Origin of the sequence: Streptomyces sp. NPDC000229, assembly GCF_040300825.1 — a bacterium.
Classification (GTDB): Bacteria; Actinomycetota; Actinomycetes; order Streptomycetales; family Streptomycetaceae; genus Streptomyces.
In genome coordinates this window covers 11,724-29,492 of sequence record NZ_JBEPEL010000008.1, presented here as the reverse complement: position 1 = coordinate 29,492, position 17,769 = coordinate 11,724, and the positions used below count along the sequence as shown (strand labels likewise).

Genomic DNA, 17,769 nt, shown 5'->3' with positions numbered 1-17,769 from the left:
AATGGGGCCATGGGACGCGGCAAGCTTCGGATCTACCTCGGTGCGGCACCGGGCGTCGGCAAGACGTACGCCATGCTCTCCGAGGCGCACCGCCGCGTCGAGCGCGGTACCGACTGCGCCGTCGCCTTCGTCGAGCACCACGACCGCCCCCGTACGGAAGTGATGGTGCACGGCCTCGAACAGATACCGCGGCGGACCATCGAGCACCGGGGCGCGACCTTCACCGAGATGGACGTCGACGCGGTGCTGGAGCGCCGGCCGGCGGTCGCCCTGGTGGACGAGCTCGCCCATACCAACGTGCCCGGCTCGCGCAACGCCAAGCGCTGGCAGGACGTCGAGGAACTGCTCGCCGCCGGCATCGACGTCATTTCCACGGTCAACATCCAGCACCTGGAGTCGCTCGGCGACGTCGTCGAGTCCATAACCGGCGTACGACAGCAGGAGACCGTGCCCGACGAGGTCGTCCGGCGCGCCGACCAGATCGAGCTGGTCGACATGTCGCCCCAGGCGCTGCGCCGCCGCATGGCCCACGGCAACATCTACAAGCCGGACAAGGTCGACGCCGCCCTCTCCAACTACTTCCGTCCCGGCAACCTCACCGCCCTGCGCGAGCTGGCCCTGCTGTGGACCGCCGACCGGGTCGACGAGTACCTCCAGCAGTACCGCGGCGAGCACAACATCCGCACCACCTGGCAGGCCCGCGAGCGGATCGTCGTCGGCCTCACCGGCGGACCCGAGGGCCGCACCTTGATCCGCCGCGCCTCGCGGATGGCCGCCAAGGGCTCGGGCAGCGAGATCCTCGCCGTCTACATCGCCCGCAGCGACGGCCTGACGTCCGCGTCCCCCAAGGAACTGGCCGTCCAGCGCACCCTCGTCGAGGACCTCGGCGGCTCCTTCCACCACGTCATAGGCGACGACATCCCCTCGGCGCTGCTGGAGTTCGCCCGTGGCGTCAACGCCACCCAGATCGTCCTCGGCTCCAGCCGCCGCAAGACCTGGCAGTACGTGTTCGGGCCCGGCGTGGGCGCCACCGTCGCCCGTGACTCGGGGCCCGACCTGGACGTCCACATCGTCACCCACGAGGAGGTCGCCAGGGGCCGGGGTCTGCCCGTCGCGCGCGGCGCCCGCCTCGGCCGCTCCCGGATCATCTGGGGCTGGGTGACCGGCGTCGCCGGCCCCGCCCTGCTCACCCTGCTGCTCACCCACGTCGACGCGGACCTCGGCATCGCCAACAACATGCTGCTGTTCCTGTCCCTGACCGTGGCGTCCGCGCTGCTCGGCGGCCTGGTCCCGTCCCTGGCGTCGGCCGCCTTCGGCTCCCTCCTGCTCAACTGGTTCTTCGCCCCGCCCCTGTACCGGTTCACGATCGCCGACCCCCGGAACATCGTCGCGATCGCCGTCTTCTTCGGGGTCGCCGTCTCGGTCGCCTCCGTCGTGGACCTGGCCGCCCGCCGCACCCACCAAGCCGCCCGGCTGCGCGCCGAGTCCGAGGTGCTGTCCTTCCTCGCCGGCAGCGTGCTGCGCGGGGAAACCGCCCTCGACGCCCTGCTGGAACGGGTCCGCGAGACGTTCTCCATGGAGTCCGTGGCGCTCCTGGAGCGCGAGAACGACGTCGAGCCGTGGACCTGCGCGGGCAGCGTCGGGCGGCGGCCCGTGGCGCGCCCCGAGGACGCGGACGTCGACATGCCCGTCGGCGACCACATGGCGCTCGCCCTGTCGGGCCGCGTCCTGCCCGCCGAGGACCGCCGGGTGCTGGGCGCCTTCGCCGCGCAGGCCGCCGTCGTACTGGACCGCCAGCGGCTGGTCGGCGAGGCCGAGGAGGCCCGCAAGCTCGCCGAGGGCAACAAGATCCGTACGTCGCTGCTCGCGGCCGTCAGCCATGACCTCCGTACCCCCCTCGCGGGCATCAAGGCGGCCGTGTCGTCGCTGCGGTCCGACGACGTGGAGTGGTCCGAGGAGGACCGGGCCGAGCTCCTCGAAGGCATCGAGGCGGGCGCCGACCGGCTCGACCACCTGGTCGGCAACCTCCTCGACATGTCCCGCCTCCAGACCGGCACGGTCACGCCGCTCATCCGGGCCATCGACCTCGACGAGGTCGTGCCCATGGCGCTCGGCGGTGTGCCCGACGGCAGCGCCGAGCTCGACATCCCCGAGAGCCTCCCGATGGTCGAGGTCGACAAGGGCCTGCTGGAGCGGGCCGTCGCCAATGTCGTGGAGAACGCCGTCAAGTACAGCCCGGCCGCCGCACCGGTCCTGGTGTCGGCCAGCGCCATGGCCGACCGCGTCGAGCTACGGGTCGTGGACCGCGGCACCGGAGTGCCCGACGAGGCCAAGGACCGCATCTTCGCCCCCTTCCAGCGCCACGGCGACGCCCCGCGCGGCGCCGGAGTGGGGCTCGGCCTCGCCGTCGCGCGCGGGTTCGTGGAGGCGATGGGCGGCACCATCACGGCCGAGGACACACCCGGCGGCGGCCTCACGATGGTCCTCACGCTCAAGGCGGCCACCCCGGCCGCCGCTCCCACCGCCCCCCAAGTCCCCTCGCTGGAGAAAGCAGGCCCCACATGACGCGGGTGCTCGTGGTCGACGACGAGCCGCAGATCGTACGCGCCCTCGTGATCAACCTGAGGGCACGGAAGTACGAGGTCGACGCGGCCCCCGATGGCGCCACCGCGCTCGAACTGGCCGCCGGCCGCCATCCGGACGTCGTCATCCTCGACCTCGGCCTGCCCGACATGGACGGCGTCGAGGTGATCAAGGGCCTGCGCGGCTGGACCCGCGTACCGATCCTGGTCCTCTCCGCCCGCCAGACCTCCGACGAGAAGGTCGAGGCCCTGGACGCCGGCGCCGACGACTACGTCACCAAGCCCTTCGGCATGGACGAGCTGCTCGCCCGGCTGCGCGCCGCCGTGCGCCGGGCCGAACCCGTGGGCGGCGACGACGGCACGGTCGTGGTCGAGACCGCCGGCTTCACCGTCGACCTCGCGGCGAAGAAGGTGCAGCGCGACGGACGGGACGTCCGGCTGACCCCCACGGAGTGGCACCTGCTGGAAGTACTCGTACGCAACCGCGGCCGGCTCGTCAGCCAGAAGCAGCTGCTCCAGGAGGTGTGGGGGCCGTCGTACGGCACCGAGACCAACTACCTGCGGGTGTACATGGCCCAGCTGCGCCGGAAGCTGGAGGCGGACCCCTCGCACCCCAAGCACTTCATCACCGAACCCGGTATGGGATACCGGTTCGAGCGCTGATTCCCCCGACAGTGGGGGCCGGTACGCTTTCTGTATGAGTGCAGCACCGCGAACCGAGAAGCAGACCGGCCGCTTCCGCCGGATGCTCGACCGGCTGTCCAGCTCCCAGGGGGAACTCGAGTCGGAGGAGCTGCGGGAGGACACGCAGGCTTCGGGGTGCATCCGTATCTCGGACTGCGACGACCGGCAGATCGTCAAGGTGACTGGTACCTTGCGGACGGTCACCCTGCGCCCGCGGGCCGGTGTGCCCGCACTGGAGGCGGAGCTCTTCGACGGCACGGCCCCGCTGGACGTGGTGTGGCTGGGCCGGCGTTCCATCGCGGGCATAGAACCGGGGCGCAAGCTCATCGCCTCCGGCCGGATCTCCATGAGCCACGGCCGCAGGGTCCTCTTCAATCCCAAATACGAACTCCGACCGCTCGGACAGGAGTAGCCGGTGACGTCACTCGACAAGCCGACCACCACCGACCAGGACGCCACCCGGGGCCCCGACCCCCAGGGCGCCCACGACTCGAAGGCCGTGACGGAAGCGGCCCTGTTCGACGCCTTCGGCGGAGTGCGCGGCATGGTGGAGACAGTCCTCCCCGGCCTCCTCTTCGTCACCATCTACACGATCAACAAGGACCTGCACCTGTCGGCCATCGCGGCGCTGGGCGTGTCCCTGCTGATGGTCGTGGTCCGCCTGGTCCGCCGCGACACCATGAAGCACGCCTTCAGCGGCGTCTTCGGTGTCGCCTTCGGCGTGGTCTTCGCGATGATGACCGGAAACGCCAAGGACTTCTACCTGCCGGGCATGCTCTACACGCTGGGCCTGGGCGTCGCGTACATCGCCACCACGCTGGCGGGGGTCCCGCTGATCGGTCTGATCCTCGGCCCGGTCTTCAAGGAGAACCTCTCCTGGCGCACCCGCAACCCCGGCCGCAAGAAGGCGTACGCCAAGGCCAGCTGGGCGTGGGGCCTGATCCTGCTCGCCAAGTGCGCGATCCTCTTCCCGCTGTACTGGTGGGCGGACACCACCCAGCTCGGATGGGTGCTGGTCACCCTGAAGATCCCGCCGTTCCTGCTCGCGGTGTACCTGACGTGGGTGTTCCTGGCGAAGGCGCCGCCGCCGATCGACGTGTTCGCGGAGATGGAGGCGGAGGAGCGCGCCGAGAAGGAACGCAAGGCCGCCGCAGCCGCGTCCCAGGCCGCCCAGCCCCACCCCCACCACGGCGAGGCCTGACCCCGGCGCGCCCCGTCGCCCCGGCGGCGGCCCGGCGCTCGGGGCCGTCGGCGGCCCGCACGTCTCTCCGGCGGTCGCACGCTTTCGCACCGCCCCGGCGGCGGCCCCCGCCCGCACCCGGGCGGCGACCCGCGGGGACCGGGCTACCGAGGCACCGGGGAGCCGGAAACGTACGACGAGGGGCTCGGGACCATGTGCGGTCCCGAGCCCCTCGTCGCACTCAGCCGACGGCACACTCAGCCGGTGGCGTCCTCGCGGCGCACCGAGAGCAGGTCCTCCAGCTGTTCCTCCCGTGCCTGGGCCGCCACGAAGAGCAGCTCGTCGCCCGCCTCCAGGGTCTCCTCCGCGCTCGGCGTCAGGACGCGCGAACCACGGATGATCGTCACCAGCGAGGTGTCCTGCGGCCAGGCCACGTCGCCCACGGACGTACCGGCCATCGCCGACTCCGGCGGGAGCGTCAGCTCCACGAGGTTGGCGTCGCCGTGGCTGAAGCGCAGCAGCCGGACCAGGTCGCCGACGCTCACCGCCTCCTCCACCAGCGCCGACATCAGGCGCGGCGTGGAGACCGCGACGTCGACGCCCCACGCCTCGTTGAACAGCCACTCGTTCTTGGGGTTGTTGACCCGGGCGACCACCCGCGGCACCCCGTACTCGGTCTTCGCGAGCAGCGAGACGACCAGGTTCACCTTGTCGTCGCCGGTCGCCGCGATGACGACGTTGCAGCGCTGCAGCGCGGCCTCGTCCAGCGAGGTGATCTCGCACGCGTCGGCCAGCAGCCACTCCGCCTGCGGCACCCGCTCCACCGAGATCGCGGTGGGTGCCTTGTCGATGAGGAGCACCTCGTGCCCGTTCTCCAGCAGCTCACCCGCGATGGAGCGGCCCACCGCACCGGCGCCCGCAATAGCGACCCGCATCAGTGACCGCCCTCCTCAGGGCCTTCGGCGAACGCCGCCTCGACCTTCTCGATCTCGTCCGTCCGCATCATCACGTGCACCAGGTCGCCCTCCTGCAGCACCGTCTGCGACGTCGGCAGGATCGCCTCGCCCAACCGGGTGAGGAAGGCCACGCGTACGCCGGTCTCCTCCTGGAGCCGGCTCACCTTGTGCCCGATCCACGACGGGGACGTGTGGACCTCGGCGAGCTGGACGACGCCACTCGGGTCCCGCCACAGCGGCTCGGCGCCCGACGGCAGCAGCCGCCGCAGCATCTGGTCGGCGGTCCAGCGCACGGTGGCGACCGTCGGGATGCCCAGCCGCTGGTACACCTCGGCGCGCCGGGGGTCGTAGATCCGGGCGGCGACGTTCTCGATGCCGAACATCTCGCGGGCGACCCGCGCCGCGATGATGTTGGAGTTGTCGCCGCTGCTCACCGCGGCGAACGCCCCGGCCTCCTCGATCCCCGCCTCACGCAGGGTGTCCTGGTCGAACCCGACGCCGGTGACGCGCCGCCCGCCGAAGCCGGAACCCAGCCGTCGGAAAGCCGTCGGGTCCTGGTCGACGACCGCGACCGTGTGGCCCTGCCGTTCCAGGGTCTGCGCGAGTGCGGCTCCCACTCGCCCGCAGCCCATGATGACGATGTGCACGTCCGCTTACCCCGCACTCCTGGTCATCTTGCTGACCTGCGAAAACACCCTGCTCACTCTTCTCTCTCAGCCTGCGTGCGGTGTTGCCCGATGATGAGCTTATGCCGCCACCGCGCTCCTGCCCTCATCCGAGGGCCGCCGACGCGTCGGCAGCCTCTTCAGGCCACTCACCGGCACCCAACCCTCCGTCAAGGACGTGACAGCCGTCCGCTCGGTTGCGGCCGAAACCCACCCACGGTGGCACGCGTCACAGCATTCTGTGCCGTCCGCGTTAAGGGAACGCAAGTTTCCGCGGGAAGCAGGGGTGGTGGGTGGGCGGGTCTCTTTTCGAGCGCTTACGATCCTCTGCGTGTCCAAACTGACCGACGTGCCCAAACGGATCCTGATCGGCCGGGCGCTGCGCAGCGACAGGCTGGGAGAAACTCTCCTCCCCAAACGCATCGCACTCCCCGTCTTCGCATCCGACCCGCTTTCCTCGGTGGCGTACGCACCGGGAGAAGTCCTGCTGGTCCTCTCCATCGCGGGTGTGTCGGCGTACCACTTCAGCCCGTGGATCGCGGCCGCCGTCGTGGTGCTGATGTTCACGGTCGTCGCCTCGTACCGCCAGAACGTCCACGCCTATCCCAGCGGCGGCGGGGACTACGAGGTCGCCAACACCAACCTCGGTCCGAAGGCCGGTCTGACCGTCGCCAGCGCCCTCCTCGTCGACTATGTGCTCACCGTGGCCGTCTCCATCTCCTCCGGAGTGGAGAACCTCGGTTCGGCCATTCCCTTCGTCGTCGAGCACAAGGTCTTCTCCGCCATAGCGATAATCCTGCTCCTCACCCTGATGAACCTCCGGGGTGTGAAGGAATCAGGGAAGCTCTTCGCGATTCCCACGTATGTCTTTGTCGCCGGCGTCTTCATCATGATCGCGTGGGGTGCGTTCAAGGGAATCGTCCTCGACGACACCATGAAGGCCCCGACGGCCGACTTCGAGATCCGGGCCGAGCACCAGGGCCTCGCCGGATTCGCGCTCGTGTTCCTGTTGCTGCGCGCCTTCTCCTCCGGCTGTGCCGCGCTCACCGGCGTCGAGGCGATCAGCAACGGCGTACCCGCCTTCCGCAAGCCCAAGAGCAGGAACGCCGCCACCACCCTCGCCCTGATGGGCGGCCTGGCCGTCACCATGTTCTGCGGCATCATCGGCCTGGCCATGGCCACCGACGTGAAGATGGCCGAGCAGCCCGCCCACGACCTGATCCGCGACGGCGTGCCGGTCGGCGAGGACTACGTACAGAACCCGGTGATCTCCCAGGTCGCGGCCGCCGTCTTCGGCGACGGCACGTTCTTCTTCATCCTGCTCGCCGCGGCCACCGCGCTCGTCCTGTTCCTGGCGGCGAACACCGCGTACAACGGATTCCCGCTCCTCGGCTCGATCCTCGCCCAGGACCGCTACCTGCCGCGCCAGCTGCACACACGCGGCGACCGGCTCGCGTTCTCCAACGGCATCGTGCTCCTCGCCGGCGCCGCCATGCTGCTGGTGTGGCTGTACGGCGCGGACTCCACCAAGCTGATCCAGCTCTACATCGTCGGCGTCTTCGTCTCGTTCACGCTCAGCCAGACCGGCATGGTGCGGCACTGGAACCGCCACCTGAAGACCGAGCGCGACCCCGCCGTGCGCCGCCGCATGATCCGCTCCCGCGCGATCAACACCTTCGGTGCCTTCTTCACCGGCCTCGTCCTGGTCGTCGTACTCGCCACCAAGTTCACCCACGGTGCCTGGGTCGCCCTGCTCGGCATGGTCATCTTCTACGGGACGATGACCGCGATCCGTAAGCACTACGACCGGGTCGCCGAGGAGATCGCCGCCCCCGACGAGCCCAGTGACGACACCGTCCGGCCGTCCCGCGTGCACTCCATCGTCCTGGTCTCCAAGGTCCACCGGCCGACGCTGCGGGCCGTCGCGTACGCCCAGCTGATGCGCTCCGACAAGCTGGAGGCGCTCAGCATCAACGTCGACCCGGCCGAGACCAAGGCGCTCAAGGCGGAGTGGGAGCGCCGCGGCATCAACGTGCCCCTGAAGATCCTCGACTCCCCGTACCGCGAGGTCACGCGACCGGTCGTCGAATACGTCAAGGGCATCCGCCGCGAGAGCCCCCGCGACGCGGTCAGCGTGATCATCCCCGAGTACGTCGTCGGCCACTGGTACGAGCACCTTCTGCACAACCAGAGCGCGCTGCGCCTCAAGGGGCGGCTGTTGTTCACCCCGGGCGTGATGGTGACGTCCGTCCCGTACCAGCTCCAGTCGTCCGAGGTGGCGAAGAAGCGGGAGAAGAAGCGTCAGGAGTGGAACGCGCCCGGCTCGGTGCGCCGCGGCCCGGCCGTGGAGCGCCCCAAGGAGCCGACGGCGAAAAGCTGACACCTGGGGGACGTAGACTGGTGGGCTGCCGCTTGGCAGCCCCCGTCTCACTCCCTGGAGTCACCCCGTCATGCCAAACGCACCAGAGTCCTCCCTCATCGGGGAGGAGTACGAGGTCGAGGTCGGCCCCGTCGCGCATGGCGGCCACTGCATCGCCCGTACCGACGAAGGCCGCGTCCTGTTCGTCCGGCACGCGCTGCCCGGCGAGAAGGTCGTCGTCCGCGTCACGGAGGGGGCCGAGGACTCCCGGTTCCTGCGCGCCGACGCCGTCCAGGTCCTGGAGGCCTCCAAGGACCGGGTCGAGGCGCCCTGTCCGTACGCCGGACCCGGCATGTGCGGCGGCTGCGACTGGCAGCACGCCAAGCCCGGCGCCCAGCGCCGCCTCAAGGGCGAGGTCGTCGCCGAGCAGCTGAAGCGGCTCGCCGGCCTGACGCCCGAGGAGGCCGGCTGGGACGGCACGGTCATGCCGGCCGAGGGCGACAAGGTCCCGGCGGGCGAGGTCCCGGCCTGGCGCACGCGCGTGCAGTACGCGGTGGACGCCTCCGGCCACGCGGGCCTGCGCAAGCACCGCTCGCACGACGTCCAGCCCATCGACCGCTGCCTGATCGCGGCGCCGGGCGTCACCGAGCTGGGCATCGAGAAGCGGGACTGGTCCGGGATGGCGTCGGTCGACGCGATCGCCGCGACCGGCTCGCAGGACCGCCAGGTCGTCCTGAACCCCCGCCCCGGCGCCCGCCTCCCGCTCGTGGAGCTGGACAAGCCGGTGTCGGTCCTGCGGGTCGCCGAGGACGGGGGAGTGCACCGCGTCCACGGCCGCCCCTTCGTGCGCGAACGCGCCGACGACCGCACGTACCGCGTCGGCAACGGCGGCTTCTGGCAGGTCCACCCGAAGGCCGCCGACACCCTCGTCCGCGCCGTCATGCAGGGCCTGCTGCCCCGCAAGGGCGACACCGCCCTGGACCTGTACTGCGGCGTCGGCCTCTTCGCGGGCGCGCTCGCCGACCGGGTGGGCGACAAGGGCGCGGTCCTCGGCATCGAGTCGGGCAAGCGCGCGGTGGAGGACGCCCGCCACAACCTCCAGCACTTCGAGCGCGTGCGCATCGAGCAGGGCAAGGTCGAACAGGCCCTCCCGCGCACCGGCATCACCGAGGTCGACCTCATCGTCCTCGACCCGCCCCGCGCCGGCGCCGGCAAGCAGACGGTCAAGCACCTGGCGGGTCTCGGCGCGCGGAGGATCGCTTACGTCGCTTGCGACCCGGCGGCCTTGGCCCGGGACATCGCGTACTTCCGCGACGCGGGGTACCGGGTGCGTACGCTGCGGGCGTTCGACCTGTTCCCGATGACGCACCACGTGGAGTGCGTCGCGATCCTGGAGCCCGTGAAGAAGGACGCCTGACCTGGGGTTTTGCGGGTGGGCGGTATGTGCGGTGTGGGCGTTACGGGCGATATCTTGACGCTGAGATGACGCTCGTGACGCTCATTTGACGCTCGTTCTGATGGGGTGTCAGGTCAGGGGCGGGCCGCTCAGGCCGTTCCCCTCCTTGTCCTGCCGACTGCGCAAGGCGTCTGCCACCTCCACTGGAGTGGTGCTGGCATCGTGGGAGCTTCCCCACGACAGAGAGTCCCTCCCCGCGCGTGTTTGCATGCCGTATGCGCTCCTCTACGAGCCCTCGGCTGCCCGTTCCGGTATGGGCGCCCAGGTGCTGATGGCCAGGCGCGGGGATGCCCCCGGGTGGCGAGCGCCGCCGCCACCCGCTTGACCGCGCCGTCGACGGTCTCGTGTTCCCAGATGCGGAGGGGCAGCCAACCGATCAGCGTGAGGTGAGCATCGGTTTCCTCGTCGCGGCGGGCATTGCCCCGAAGCTTCTGCCGCCACCACTCCGAGTTGTGCCGGGGCGCGTGCAGGTGACTCGGGCATGCGTGCCAGAAGCAGCCCTGTACGAACACGGCGGTGCGCCACTTCGTGAAGGTGACGTCGGCGCGACGACGTGGCATGCCGACGACCGGCAGGTCCACGCGGTAGCGGAGGCCCAATGAGTGCAGAGCACGGCGAAGCGCAAGCTCCGGAGCTGTGTCCCGTCTTCGCTGGGCCGCCATGACCCTCCGCGCGTTGGCATCGCGCGGCGTCGGCGTCCCTCTACGGCGTTCCTGGATACTCACGCCTGATCAACCATCGGGTTGCCTGACCGTTACGGGCGGCGTACCGGTGATCCGACCGGGCCGTTCACGACCGCCGCTCATGCTGCGACCGAACTCGGCATCGCGTTCCTTCCCGGTCTCACCGAGGGGCTTTGTAGCAACGTCGGACGTGGCTGTGCGACGGGGAGGCATCAGGAGCCGGGCAGCAGCGCCGTGACCGTGGATTGAACGAGTTGGGCCGCCGCGAGGACGCCGGGGATGCCTCCGCACCGTTCGACCAGGCTCTCGATCATGTAGCGGAGGGCTCCGGGGTCTCGGTCGGGCTCGTCCAACCGTGGGGCAATCATGTCGAGGTCGCGCAGGGCGCCGTCCACTCCGGGGTGTTGGTCGCGTAGCTCTTCCAGGCGTTGGCGCAGTTCGTCGATGCTCTCGCGGGCCCTGTCCACGGCCTCGTTGGCGAGGTTGTTGGTCTGAGCGGCGTTCTGGGAGAAGGGAGCGGCTTGGGCGGGTCCGGTCATGCGGCCGGTGTTGATGATGCCGAAGTTCACGCCGTTCGGGACGGGGTCGGGCTGGCCTCGGAGGGGCATGCTGGGCTCCTGGCTTGTTCGAAGGGTCAGTTGCTCATGGACGGATTGGCCGAGAGGGGCGCTGCCTGGACGGGGCCGGTCATGGTGCCGCCGTTCATGACGCCGAAGTTGTAGATCGCAGTGGACTGCTGGCGGTAGGCGGCGATGTCGACGTTGTGGTCGCGCAAGAAGATCTCCGTGGAGTCGAAGACCCTGCGTTGCATCATCTGTACGTAGTAGCGGGCGTCGTCGTAGGCGTGCATGTCGTCCAAGCGGCGGGTGCTGTAGACCTCGCGGAGGCTCACTGGGCCGCTGCCTGGGTCGAGCTCGGGGCGAGGGCGTGTCTTGCGGCGCAGGAGACGGTCAAGGCCGACGTAGACGTCCACGAGCGCGTTGAAGGCGGCCCGGGCCAGCCACTTGGGGGTGAGCGGGAGGGCCGGGACGAGTCCGGCCACCTTCGGATTGAGGGGCCCCATGATGTGGGGGCGAACGGTGACGCGCAGGAAGCCGCCCTGGTAGGCGAAGTGGACGAGTACGGCCGCCACGAGCTCCCCGTTCCAGGCGGTGACGCGGGCCCAGATGTACCGACGGGCGATCTCCTCGGCGGGCTTGTCACCGGTCTCGTCCGCGGCGAGGGCGTGGAGGCTGCGCCAGGTGTCGTCATCGATCTGGTTCCACCGCTTCTGGTGGATGCCGGCGATTCCCACGACCTCCACCCGGAGTTTCGGATGGCTCTGGTGGTGGGAAGGGGCCGGGTCGTTGAGACGGCGTGCGATGTAAGTGTGCAGCTGAGCGGCGGTGAAGTGCTTCAGCGGTTTCTTGGCCACCGGCTCGTTGTGCTTCGTCAACGCGTCAAGCACCGCCTTGGCCACCGCTGCCATGTCGGGGCTTCCGGAGCGCAATGTCGGTGAGCCAGGGCTCGGGAACGGTTCCGCTGCGGCATCGTGCTCGGCGTCCTGGTTCTCAGGGGCCGGCTCGACGTCGATGCCGATGACGGCCTCGTGCCACGCTTGGAGCCCCGCCCCGATGAATCGGTGCCGGTCGCCGGTCGGGCGGCGTTCGTATTGGTAGGGCAGGGCGTGGGCCTGCTCCGCTGCCATAGGCGCTTTCAGTTCCCCGGCCAGTAGGGCATTGAGCCGCAACTGCGCCAAGTAGCGATCCACCAGGTGGACGCCCCATGACCCGGCCAGTAGGACGAGGGCCGCCCAGCCCGGGGCGAGGGTGCCGACGACCATTTGCCACGCGACGGCAGCGACGAGGGCCACGATCGCCGTCCGGCGTCCACGCATGTGCCGGACGGCCCGGTCGCACGCATGCACCACCGGCTCCTGGTGGAAGCCGTAGACCGGTACTGGTCGCGCCGGCTTCTTGATCCGACGACGGACCCAGACGGCGTAGTCCTCACCCAGCACGACCGCAGGGGGCGCCGACTCTGCTCGTTCGGCGGCCTCTTGGGCCTTCTCCGGGAAGATCCATCGCAGACGCATCCGTACTGCGGCCTTCAGGGCTTTCCAATGCTGCGCCAGAACGGCGCGGAGGACGGCCGACCAGTCGGCGCGGGCGAAGGCGGCGGCGCTCAGTCGACGGGTGACGCCTTCGGTGTAGGTGCCGTGGCCGATCGTCTCTCGAGCTTTGGCTGCGGTGCCCAGGGGCACCGCAGGAGCTGAGAACACCGACTGGTGCTCCGCGTATGACAAGGTCCCACCCCCGTGTCTCCTCGTGTCGACCGCGCTGAAGATCAGGGGCGGACACAGAGGGGCATCGTCCTCGGGTGGAGGAGGGGCCGCCATACCGCAAACCCGCACAAGGCGGTCGGGGAGGCGCTCCGGTCGGACAATGGCCGAAAGCTACCTCCTCGTGGAGGGGTTGTTTGGGTGCTCAAGATTTCCGGTTCGGCCTGAATCGAGTGCTTGGGGCAGCCGGTGACTCACCCTCGCTGTCGACGCGAAGGGGGCGACGTGTGTTCATCCCGAGGGGCGGGGCCTCATCCGGAGCTTGGGGGCGGACATGTCGATCGTTCGATCACCGTTGAGGAACCGTGTGTTACCGGTGAATGCCTCCCGTCGTGCGCCTCCGCAGGGCTCTAATCTTCGGCCAAGTGCTTAGAAGGGACTTGGTGGATGAGGGGCCGAGGTCGCCTTGACCTGCGCGAACGTGTCCGGCAGCTTGCCGTGGGCGACAAGTTCTGGCGTTTTCGGGACGTGTAGGGCTCTTGCTGGGCGTGGCTGCCGCTGTGGAAGCGCGTACTCCGAATGGTCAACACTCGAAGGCGAGGAGCCGCTACAGGATGAACGGTGGTCCCGCCCCGTATCTCCTGGCGCGATGCCGCGTTTGCTGATCGGTTCATCTCACCAATTGGAGGTACGTCCGTGTCCTTTGACTCTCGCTTCGCCCCTGATGAGCGGGCTCAGTTCGCCGATCTTGTTCTCAACGGAGAGAAGACGGTTCGCGAGATCTCGGACGAACACCAGATCTCGCGGAAGACCGTGCAAAACTGGGTGGAAAGGCGCCGCGCGGAGCTTGGCGTCCCGACCCCTCCCCGAGGGGCCGGCCCAACGATGCCGACACGCGCCCTGGTGCGGATCGAGAAGGCCGAGAAGGCGCGCAGCGAGGCTGAGCAGCGGGCTACCGTTCTGGAGGCCCGCGTCGCTGAGCTTGAACTGCTGAATCGTCAGCAGAACTCGGCCATCGCTCACCTCAAGGGCACCCTGCAGATCTACATGCAGGCCGAGCTGTCGGCTTCTGTCGTAGCTGTCTGACACGCAGCCGTCCCGGATCGTATGGTGATGCCAGGCCATGCCCCTGGGGCAGCCCTCCACAGTTCTACTTGCTGGCGAGTGCTTCTGGCCCCTCGTACCAGCTGGCGGGCTTTTCGAGTCGCCAGGCGACTACGCATCGATTTCGATCGAGCCTGGATGCTTGCTCGTATCTCGGAGCACCCAGACGAACTCTCGTATGCGCTGCATCAAAGTGCGATGGGAGATCGATGACCTCACCGTTGCAGGGCCGTACGACGTAAGGGTGGCAGTTCTGCCATGAGACGACAACGGTCCTTCCTCGCCCTCGGGGGGCACGCTCATGTTCTAGGTCCAGCTAGTGAGCGGGGTGGATAGTGAGCGTGCTGCGCTTCGGGTGACTGGTGGGCCATAACGGACTTGGTGGCCGCAGAGCTTGGTCATGTCATCGCTGTTAAATGTCGGGAGGGCGACCGGTTGCGGCTGGCTGGACACTGCCGGGATCTCGCGGAGAGGCGAGGCGCGCTGTCTGACTGCCGTATCGCCCGTTGCAGGGTCTACTGGTCGGCGTATTGGCGTTGGCCGAAAACCCCACGGCCATCGCGGGTGCTCAGTCACAGGTCTTGCCCGGCTTCACGCTCACCACCACCGTCCACGACAAGGAGACGTGACCATCCGACTTGGTGCTGATTTTTGTCCGGCGGGCCTTGCGGATGGGCGTGGCCACACTCGCAGAAGTGCACCTCCGCCAGCAGCGGCTCAGGTACGTCTTCGGCCTTCCGGGTGGCCCCTCTTCCGAAGAGCAGGCTGAGTGCGCCCTTGGTGCCCATGCCTGGTCGGCCCCACGGGAACAGCGTTCTGGTTGCGCCGTGACAACGAGGGCACGTCCCCGCGACGACCACGCCCTCTCCGCCCTGGGCCGGCTGCTGGGTGAACAGAGCGGCGTCGATCTCGCCAAGATCTTCGTCGACGTACGGCACGCCGTGATCGTGCCGGGGGGTGCTTGTCATGGCCTGTCTCCTCGGTTGACGGTCTCCTCTAGCCGGAACGCGAACATCCCTGCATAGATCTCCAGGCGCCGTCGCACCCACTCGGGCGTCTCCTCCACTGCCCGGGCACAGCGCTCTACCCGGTCCCGCCCGACGTGACCGGTCAGCGCCGGAAGTTTCCCGTCGTGGCCTTCGGAGAGGATCGCCAGGTCCTGCCAGCCAGGCACGACGTCGGGTACGTCGGTGATCGACGACGGTGTCTCCTCCAGCGCGAGATACGGCGTGACGCGCTGTTGCCAGGTGTGTCGTACGGACTCACCTAGACGGCCCGCGATGCTGACCAGATCAAGGGGCAGCAGTCGGGTGCCGAGCTCGGAGACGCGATACGCCGGGTCGACCGCCACGGCATCGCGGGCGCTGGGCACTTTGTCCGGCAGGGCCGCCTCCGCCTCGGCTGTCAGCGCCGGCACGAGTGCGCCAATGGTCCGGAACGGGGTGAGAGCCCGGTAGGCTGCCCGGGCGCCGATGGTGCGGGCGCGGGCGTAGCCCACCAGCCTCTGCGCCGTGAGCGGGACCCAACGAGGGGTCTCAAACCACTCGTAGTCCACGTCCTCGTCCGGGCCGACTTCGACCAGCGCCGCGATCTCGTCCCACGTCGGGACGAACTGCCTGAGCTCTTCGGGCGGCTCTGGGGCCACGAGGGCCGCGCTCAGCCCCAGGTTGCGGGCCTCCCGCTGCGCGGTGTCCCACAGGACGGACAGCTCCTGGCGAAGTCGCTGACTTCCCGTGAACAGCACGGCCGAGGTCGCCGGTACGGGGTAGTCGGCACCGGCCCAGCTGGGGTCCTCACCGGAGAACGCGTATCTGCTGGGCGTCGGCAGTTCGTCCCAGGCGCGCAGCAGGCGCGCCGCGTCCGGGAGATCCGCCCCGACCTCTCTCAGCTCTTCGAGGTAACACGCGAGTTCGTCGAACGGCGTCTCGTGTGAGCGGACGAACGCGAGGTCCCGTAGCGACACGCCGTCCTCCAGGCAGATGCCCTCTTCGTGCAGCCATCGTGCGAGATGGCCGGTATCGGGTGAGGGAATGGTGTCTCGCTCGGGGGAGCGCCTGGTGTAACGCCGGCGGTGGACCATTCCGACACCATCCGCTTCACGGGCGAGCGCGCGCTCGGCCTCCCACACGGTCAGTTCGCACTCCGCGGCCAGCTCGATGGCGGCGCCCCAGGGGAGTTCTGGTCGGCCTCCGGAGCCGGGGACGATGTAGTGGCGCATGACGGTGGAGATCTCTGACGGGACCTCGGCCCATCGGGCGGCCAGGACCGGATCGGGCGCGGGGCGGCCCAGCCACGCGAACGCGGCCATGCGCCGCTGCACCTCTTCCACATCCAGACCAGTCGCGGCTGCCACCAAGGGAACGTCCCAGGGGTGCACGGCGGGCCGCCAGCGGTGCTCGTCCTCCTGGAGGTACAGGAGCCTCAGCTCAGCGTCTGTGCAAACGTGGTCCCGGTGATGGTCCGGGACGGCGTTCAAAGGCTCCCTCACGAACGGCGCGTACCGGCTACACGCCTCGGCCAGCTCGCCGAGCGGCCGACGAGCATGCGCGGAGGCCCGGACGACGCCGGACAGATCGCCGGGTGGGTGTTGGTAGTGGATCTCGAGGGAGGCCCGGCGCTCGCGTGCCAGAGGACGGCCCCAGACCGTGATCCTGAGGCCGTCCAGAGGGTCGCGTTTGCTGCCCAGCAGCCCTTTCATGACATACCAGTCGGTGAACTCCGGCTCCCAGTCCAGGTCACCGTTGCCGACGACCGCCGGCCCCGCCAGCCGGGGATGGGCGATGCGCAGGCCCCGGGTCGCGCGGAGAACCTCCGCCACGGTGGTGCCCTGCTCGTAGGCCACCAGAACCGCGCCACGCCAGTCGTCCCCGACCTTCGCCGCGACGTCCGACCAGCCCGGCTGCGGAACCGGGTGGCCGGAGAGGGACAGCGGAACCGCTTCCTTCCGGGTTCGGAACTCGGGACCGAGGGCAGCCAGCCGCCAGGGCCGGACCGCCTCCACAGGCTTCTCCTCCTCACGCTGCCCGCGCTGCCCCTCCAGGGCGGCGTCCATCCGGAACCAACCCACCTCGTCGAGATTCACGCGCTGGCCGAAGTCGCCCGACGCGAGCGCCCCTTGGCCTCGCAGTGCCTTCCAGAGGATGTGGGCGACGGAAGGCTCTCGGGACTCCATGCTCCAGAGCCATTCAAGGGGCAGCTCAGAGCTGTCCGCCAGCACGCGCGCCCCCCGCTGGTGCTGCTCGGCCGCCCACCGAGTGTCGTAAGCCTCCAGTTTTTTCCGGTTGGCGCTGAGTTCCCCGGCGTGCGGGCCCGAGAGGTTCAGCACGTACCCGAACGTCTGCTTGTCCGTGGCGATCCCGTCACACACGATTGCTCCGTTGCCCGAGACCCACCACAGCGTTCCTGGTACGGCTTCGATGGTGAATCTGGTGGAGAACGAGTTCTCCCCCTCACCGGATTTCAGCTGTCCGGGCAGCCAGATCTCCTCCGTGCCGTCACCGTCGCGCACCTCCAAACGGAATTCGCTGATCAGAACCAACGAACGCAGCACCGACACGACGGAGCCTGCGGACGGTACCCCTGCTCCGCGCAGATGCAGCCGGACGCTCGTGCCGCCCTCGGGCAGCGCCGCGCCCTCGCGCTCGTCCTCCTCCCGGACCCGGAAGAGACTGCCGCTTACCGGGATCTCGACGCGCAGTGCCCTCGCGGCGGGACGGCCGTCCGGGCCGACCGGCCGGGTCACGATGGTCATCTCGTCGGCCAGCATGAAATAGCTGAAGACGCCGATGCCGAAACGGCTGTTGGGATACAGCCGTAGCGAACCGTTCGTGCTCACCCTTC

Annotated in this window: 14 protein-coding genes; 7 read left to right on the top strand and 7 right to left on the bottom strand. The window is 69.3% G+C overall.

Features of this window, described 5'->3' with window-relative positions:
• Positions 1–9: 9 nt before the first annotated feature.
• From ABT360_RS07035 to ABT360_RS07020, 4 genes are read left to right on the top strand one after another with little or no spacing between them, the layout of a single operon-like run.
• Positions 10–2,565 (top strand): sensor histidine kinase KdpD, encoded by a 2,556-nt coding sequence (locus tag ABT360_RS07035; protein ID WP_351811945.1) that lies wholly within the window; start codon positions 10–12, stop codon positions 2,563–2,565.
• Positions 2,562–3,245 carry a response regulator gene (locus ABT360_RS07030; protein WP_351811942.1) on the top strand — a complete coding sequence of 228 codons (684 nt, stop codon included), beginning with the start codon at positions 2,562–2,564 and terminating at the stop codon, positions 3,243–3,245. Before ABT360_RS07035 ends, ABT360_RS07030 begins: the two co-directional genes overlap by 4 nt.
• 34 nt (positions 3,246–3,279) lie before the next feature.
• Positions 3,280–3,678, top strand: a complete 399-nt coding sequence (locus ABT360_RS07025; protein WP_351811939.1) for an OB-fold nucleic acid binding domain-containing protein — start codon at positions 3,280–3,282, stop codon at positions 3,676–3,678.
• 3 nt (positions 3,679–3,681) lie between these two features.
• Positions 3,682–4,467: a DUF3159 domain-containing protein gene (locus tag ABT360_RS07020; protein ID WP_351811936.1), complete on the top strand. Its 786-nt coding sequence runs from the start codon at positions 3,682–3,684 to the stop codon at positions 4,465–4,467.
• A 236-nt stretch (positions 4,468–4,703) separates the two neighbouring features.
• Here the strand turns inward: ABT360_RS07020 and ABT360_RS07015 are convergent, their stop codons facing one another.
• The gene (locus ABT360_RS07015) at positions 4,704–5,381 is read right to left on the bottom strand and encodes a potassium channel family protein (RefSeq protein ID WP_351811933.1); all 678 of its coding nucleotides are present in this window, start codon (positions 5,379–5,381) and stop codon (positions 4,704–4,706) included.
• Positions 5,381–6,049 (bottom strand): potassium channel family protein, encoded by a 669-nt coding sequence (locus ABT360_RS07010; protein WP_351811930.1) that lies wholly within the window; start codon positions 6,047–6,049, stop codon positions 5,381–5,383. Before ABT360_RS07010 ends, ABT360_RS07015 begins: the two co-directional genes overlap by 1 nt.
• A gap of 349 nt (positions 6,050–6,398) precedes the next feature.
• Here ABT360_RS07010 and ABT360_RS07005 point away from each other — a divergent pair, with 349 nt between their 5' ends.
• The gene (locus ABT360_RS07005) at positions 6,399–8,447 is read left to right on the top strand and encodes an APC family permease (RefSeq protein ID WP_351811927.1); all 2,049 of its coding nucleotides are present in this window, start codon (positions 6,399–6,401) and stop codon (positions 8,445–8,447) included.
• A gap of 70 nt (positions 8,448–8,517) precedes the next feature.
• Complete coding sequence (locus ABT360_RS07000) at positions 8,518–9,843, top strand: class I SAM-dependent RNA methyltransferase (protein ID WP_351811924.1); 1,326 nt, start codon at positions 8,518–8,520, stop codon at positions 9,841–9,843.
• Between the two features lie 128 nt (positions 9,844–9,971).
• Here the strand turns inward: ABT360_RS07000 and ABT360_RS06995 are convergent, their stop codons facing one another.
• The 3 genes from ABT360_RS06995 to ABT360_RS06985 form a co-directional block, all read right to left on the bottom strand.
• The gene (locus ABT360_RS06995) at positions 9,972–10,607 is read right to left on the bottom strand and encodes a very short patch repair endonuclease (RefSeq protein WP_351811921.1); all 636 of its coding nucleotides are present in this window, start codon (positions 10,605–10,607) and stop codon (positions 9,972–9,974) included.
• A gap of 170 nt (positions 10,608–10,777) precedes the next feature.
• Positions 10,778–11,173 (bottom strand): hypothetical protein, encoded by a 396-nt coding sequence (locus tag ABT360_RS06990; protein WP_351811918.1) that lies wholly within the window; start codon positions 11,171–11,173, stop codon positions 10,778–10,780.
• Between the two features lie 26 nt (positions 11,174–11,199).
• Positions 11,200–12,825, bottom strand: a complete 1,626-nt coding sequence (locus tag ABT360_RS06985) for a hypothetical protein (RefSeq protein WP_351811915.1) — start codon at positions 12,823–12,825, stop codon at positions 11,200–11,202.
• A 696-nt stretch (positions 12,826–13,521) separates the two neighbouring features.
• On the opposite strand from ABT360_RS06985, the gene ABT360_RS06980 reads away from it, so the two are divergent.
• Complete coding sequence (locus ABT360_RS06980) at positions 13,522–13,911, top strand: helix-turn-helix domain-containing protein (protein ID WP_351811912.1); 390 nt, start codon at positions 13,522–13,524, stop codon at positions 13,909–13,911.
• 590 nt (positions 13,912–14,501) lie between these two features.
• On the opposite strand, the gene ABT360_RS06975 is transcribed toward ABT360_RS06980, so the two are convergent.
• A complete protein-coding gene (locus ABT360_RS06975) occupies positions 14,502–14,897 on the bottom strand; it encodes a hypothetical protein (RefSeq protein ID WP_351811909.1) in 396 nt (131 codons plus the stop codon).
• Entirely contained in the window at positions 14,894–17,764 is a 2,871-nt protein-coding gene (locus tag ABT360_RS06970; protein WP_351811906.1) for a wHTH domain-containing protein, read from the bottom strand. Before ABT360_RS06970 ends, ABT360_RS06975 begins: the two co-directional genes overlap by 4 nt.
• Positions 17,765–17,769 lie beyond the last annotated feature (5 nt).

What these genes read in the sequence shown, in the direction of transcription:
- ABT360_RS07035 (WP_351811945.1), top strand. Translation starts at nt 10, where the DNA reads ATGGGACGCGGCAAGCTTCGGATCTACCTCGGTGCGGCACCGGGCGTC.
- ABT360_RS07030 (WP_351811942.1), top strand. Translation starts at nt 2,562, where the DNA reads ATGACGCGGGTGCTCGTGGTCGACGACGAGCCGCAGATCGTACGCGCC.
- ABT360_RS07025 (WP_351811939.1), top strand. Translation starts at nt 3,280, where the DNA reads ATGAGTGCAGCACCGCGAACCGAGAAGCAGACCGGCCGCTTCCGCCGG.
- ABT360_RS07015 (WP_351811933.1), bottom strand. Translation starts at nt 5,381, where the DNA reads ATGCGGGTCGCTATTGCGGGCGCCGGTGCGGTGGGCCGCTCCATCGCG.
- ABT360_RS07000 (WP_351811924.1), top strand. Translation starts at nt 8,518, where the DNA reads ATGCCAAACGCACCAGAGTCCTCCCTCATCGGGGAGGAGTACGAGGTC.
- ABT360_RS06990 (WP_351811918.1), bottom strand. Translation starts at nt 11,173, where the DNA reads ATGCCCCTCCGAGGCCAGCCCGACCCCGTCCCGAACGGCGTGAACTTC.
- ABT360_RS06975 (WP_351811909.1), bottom strand. Translation starts at nt 14,897, where the DNA reads ATGACAAGCACCCCCCGGCACGATCACGGCGTGCCGTACGTCGACGAA.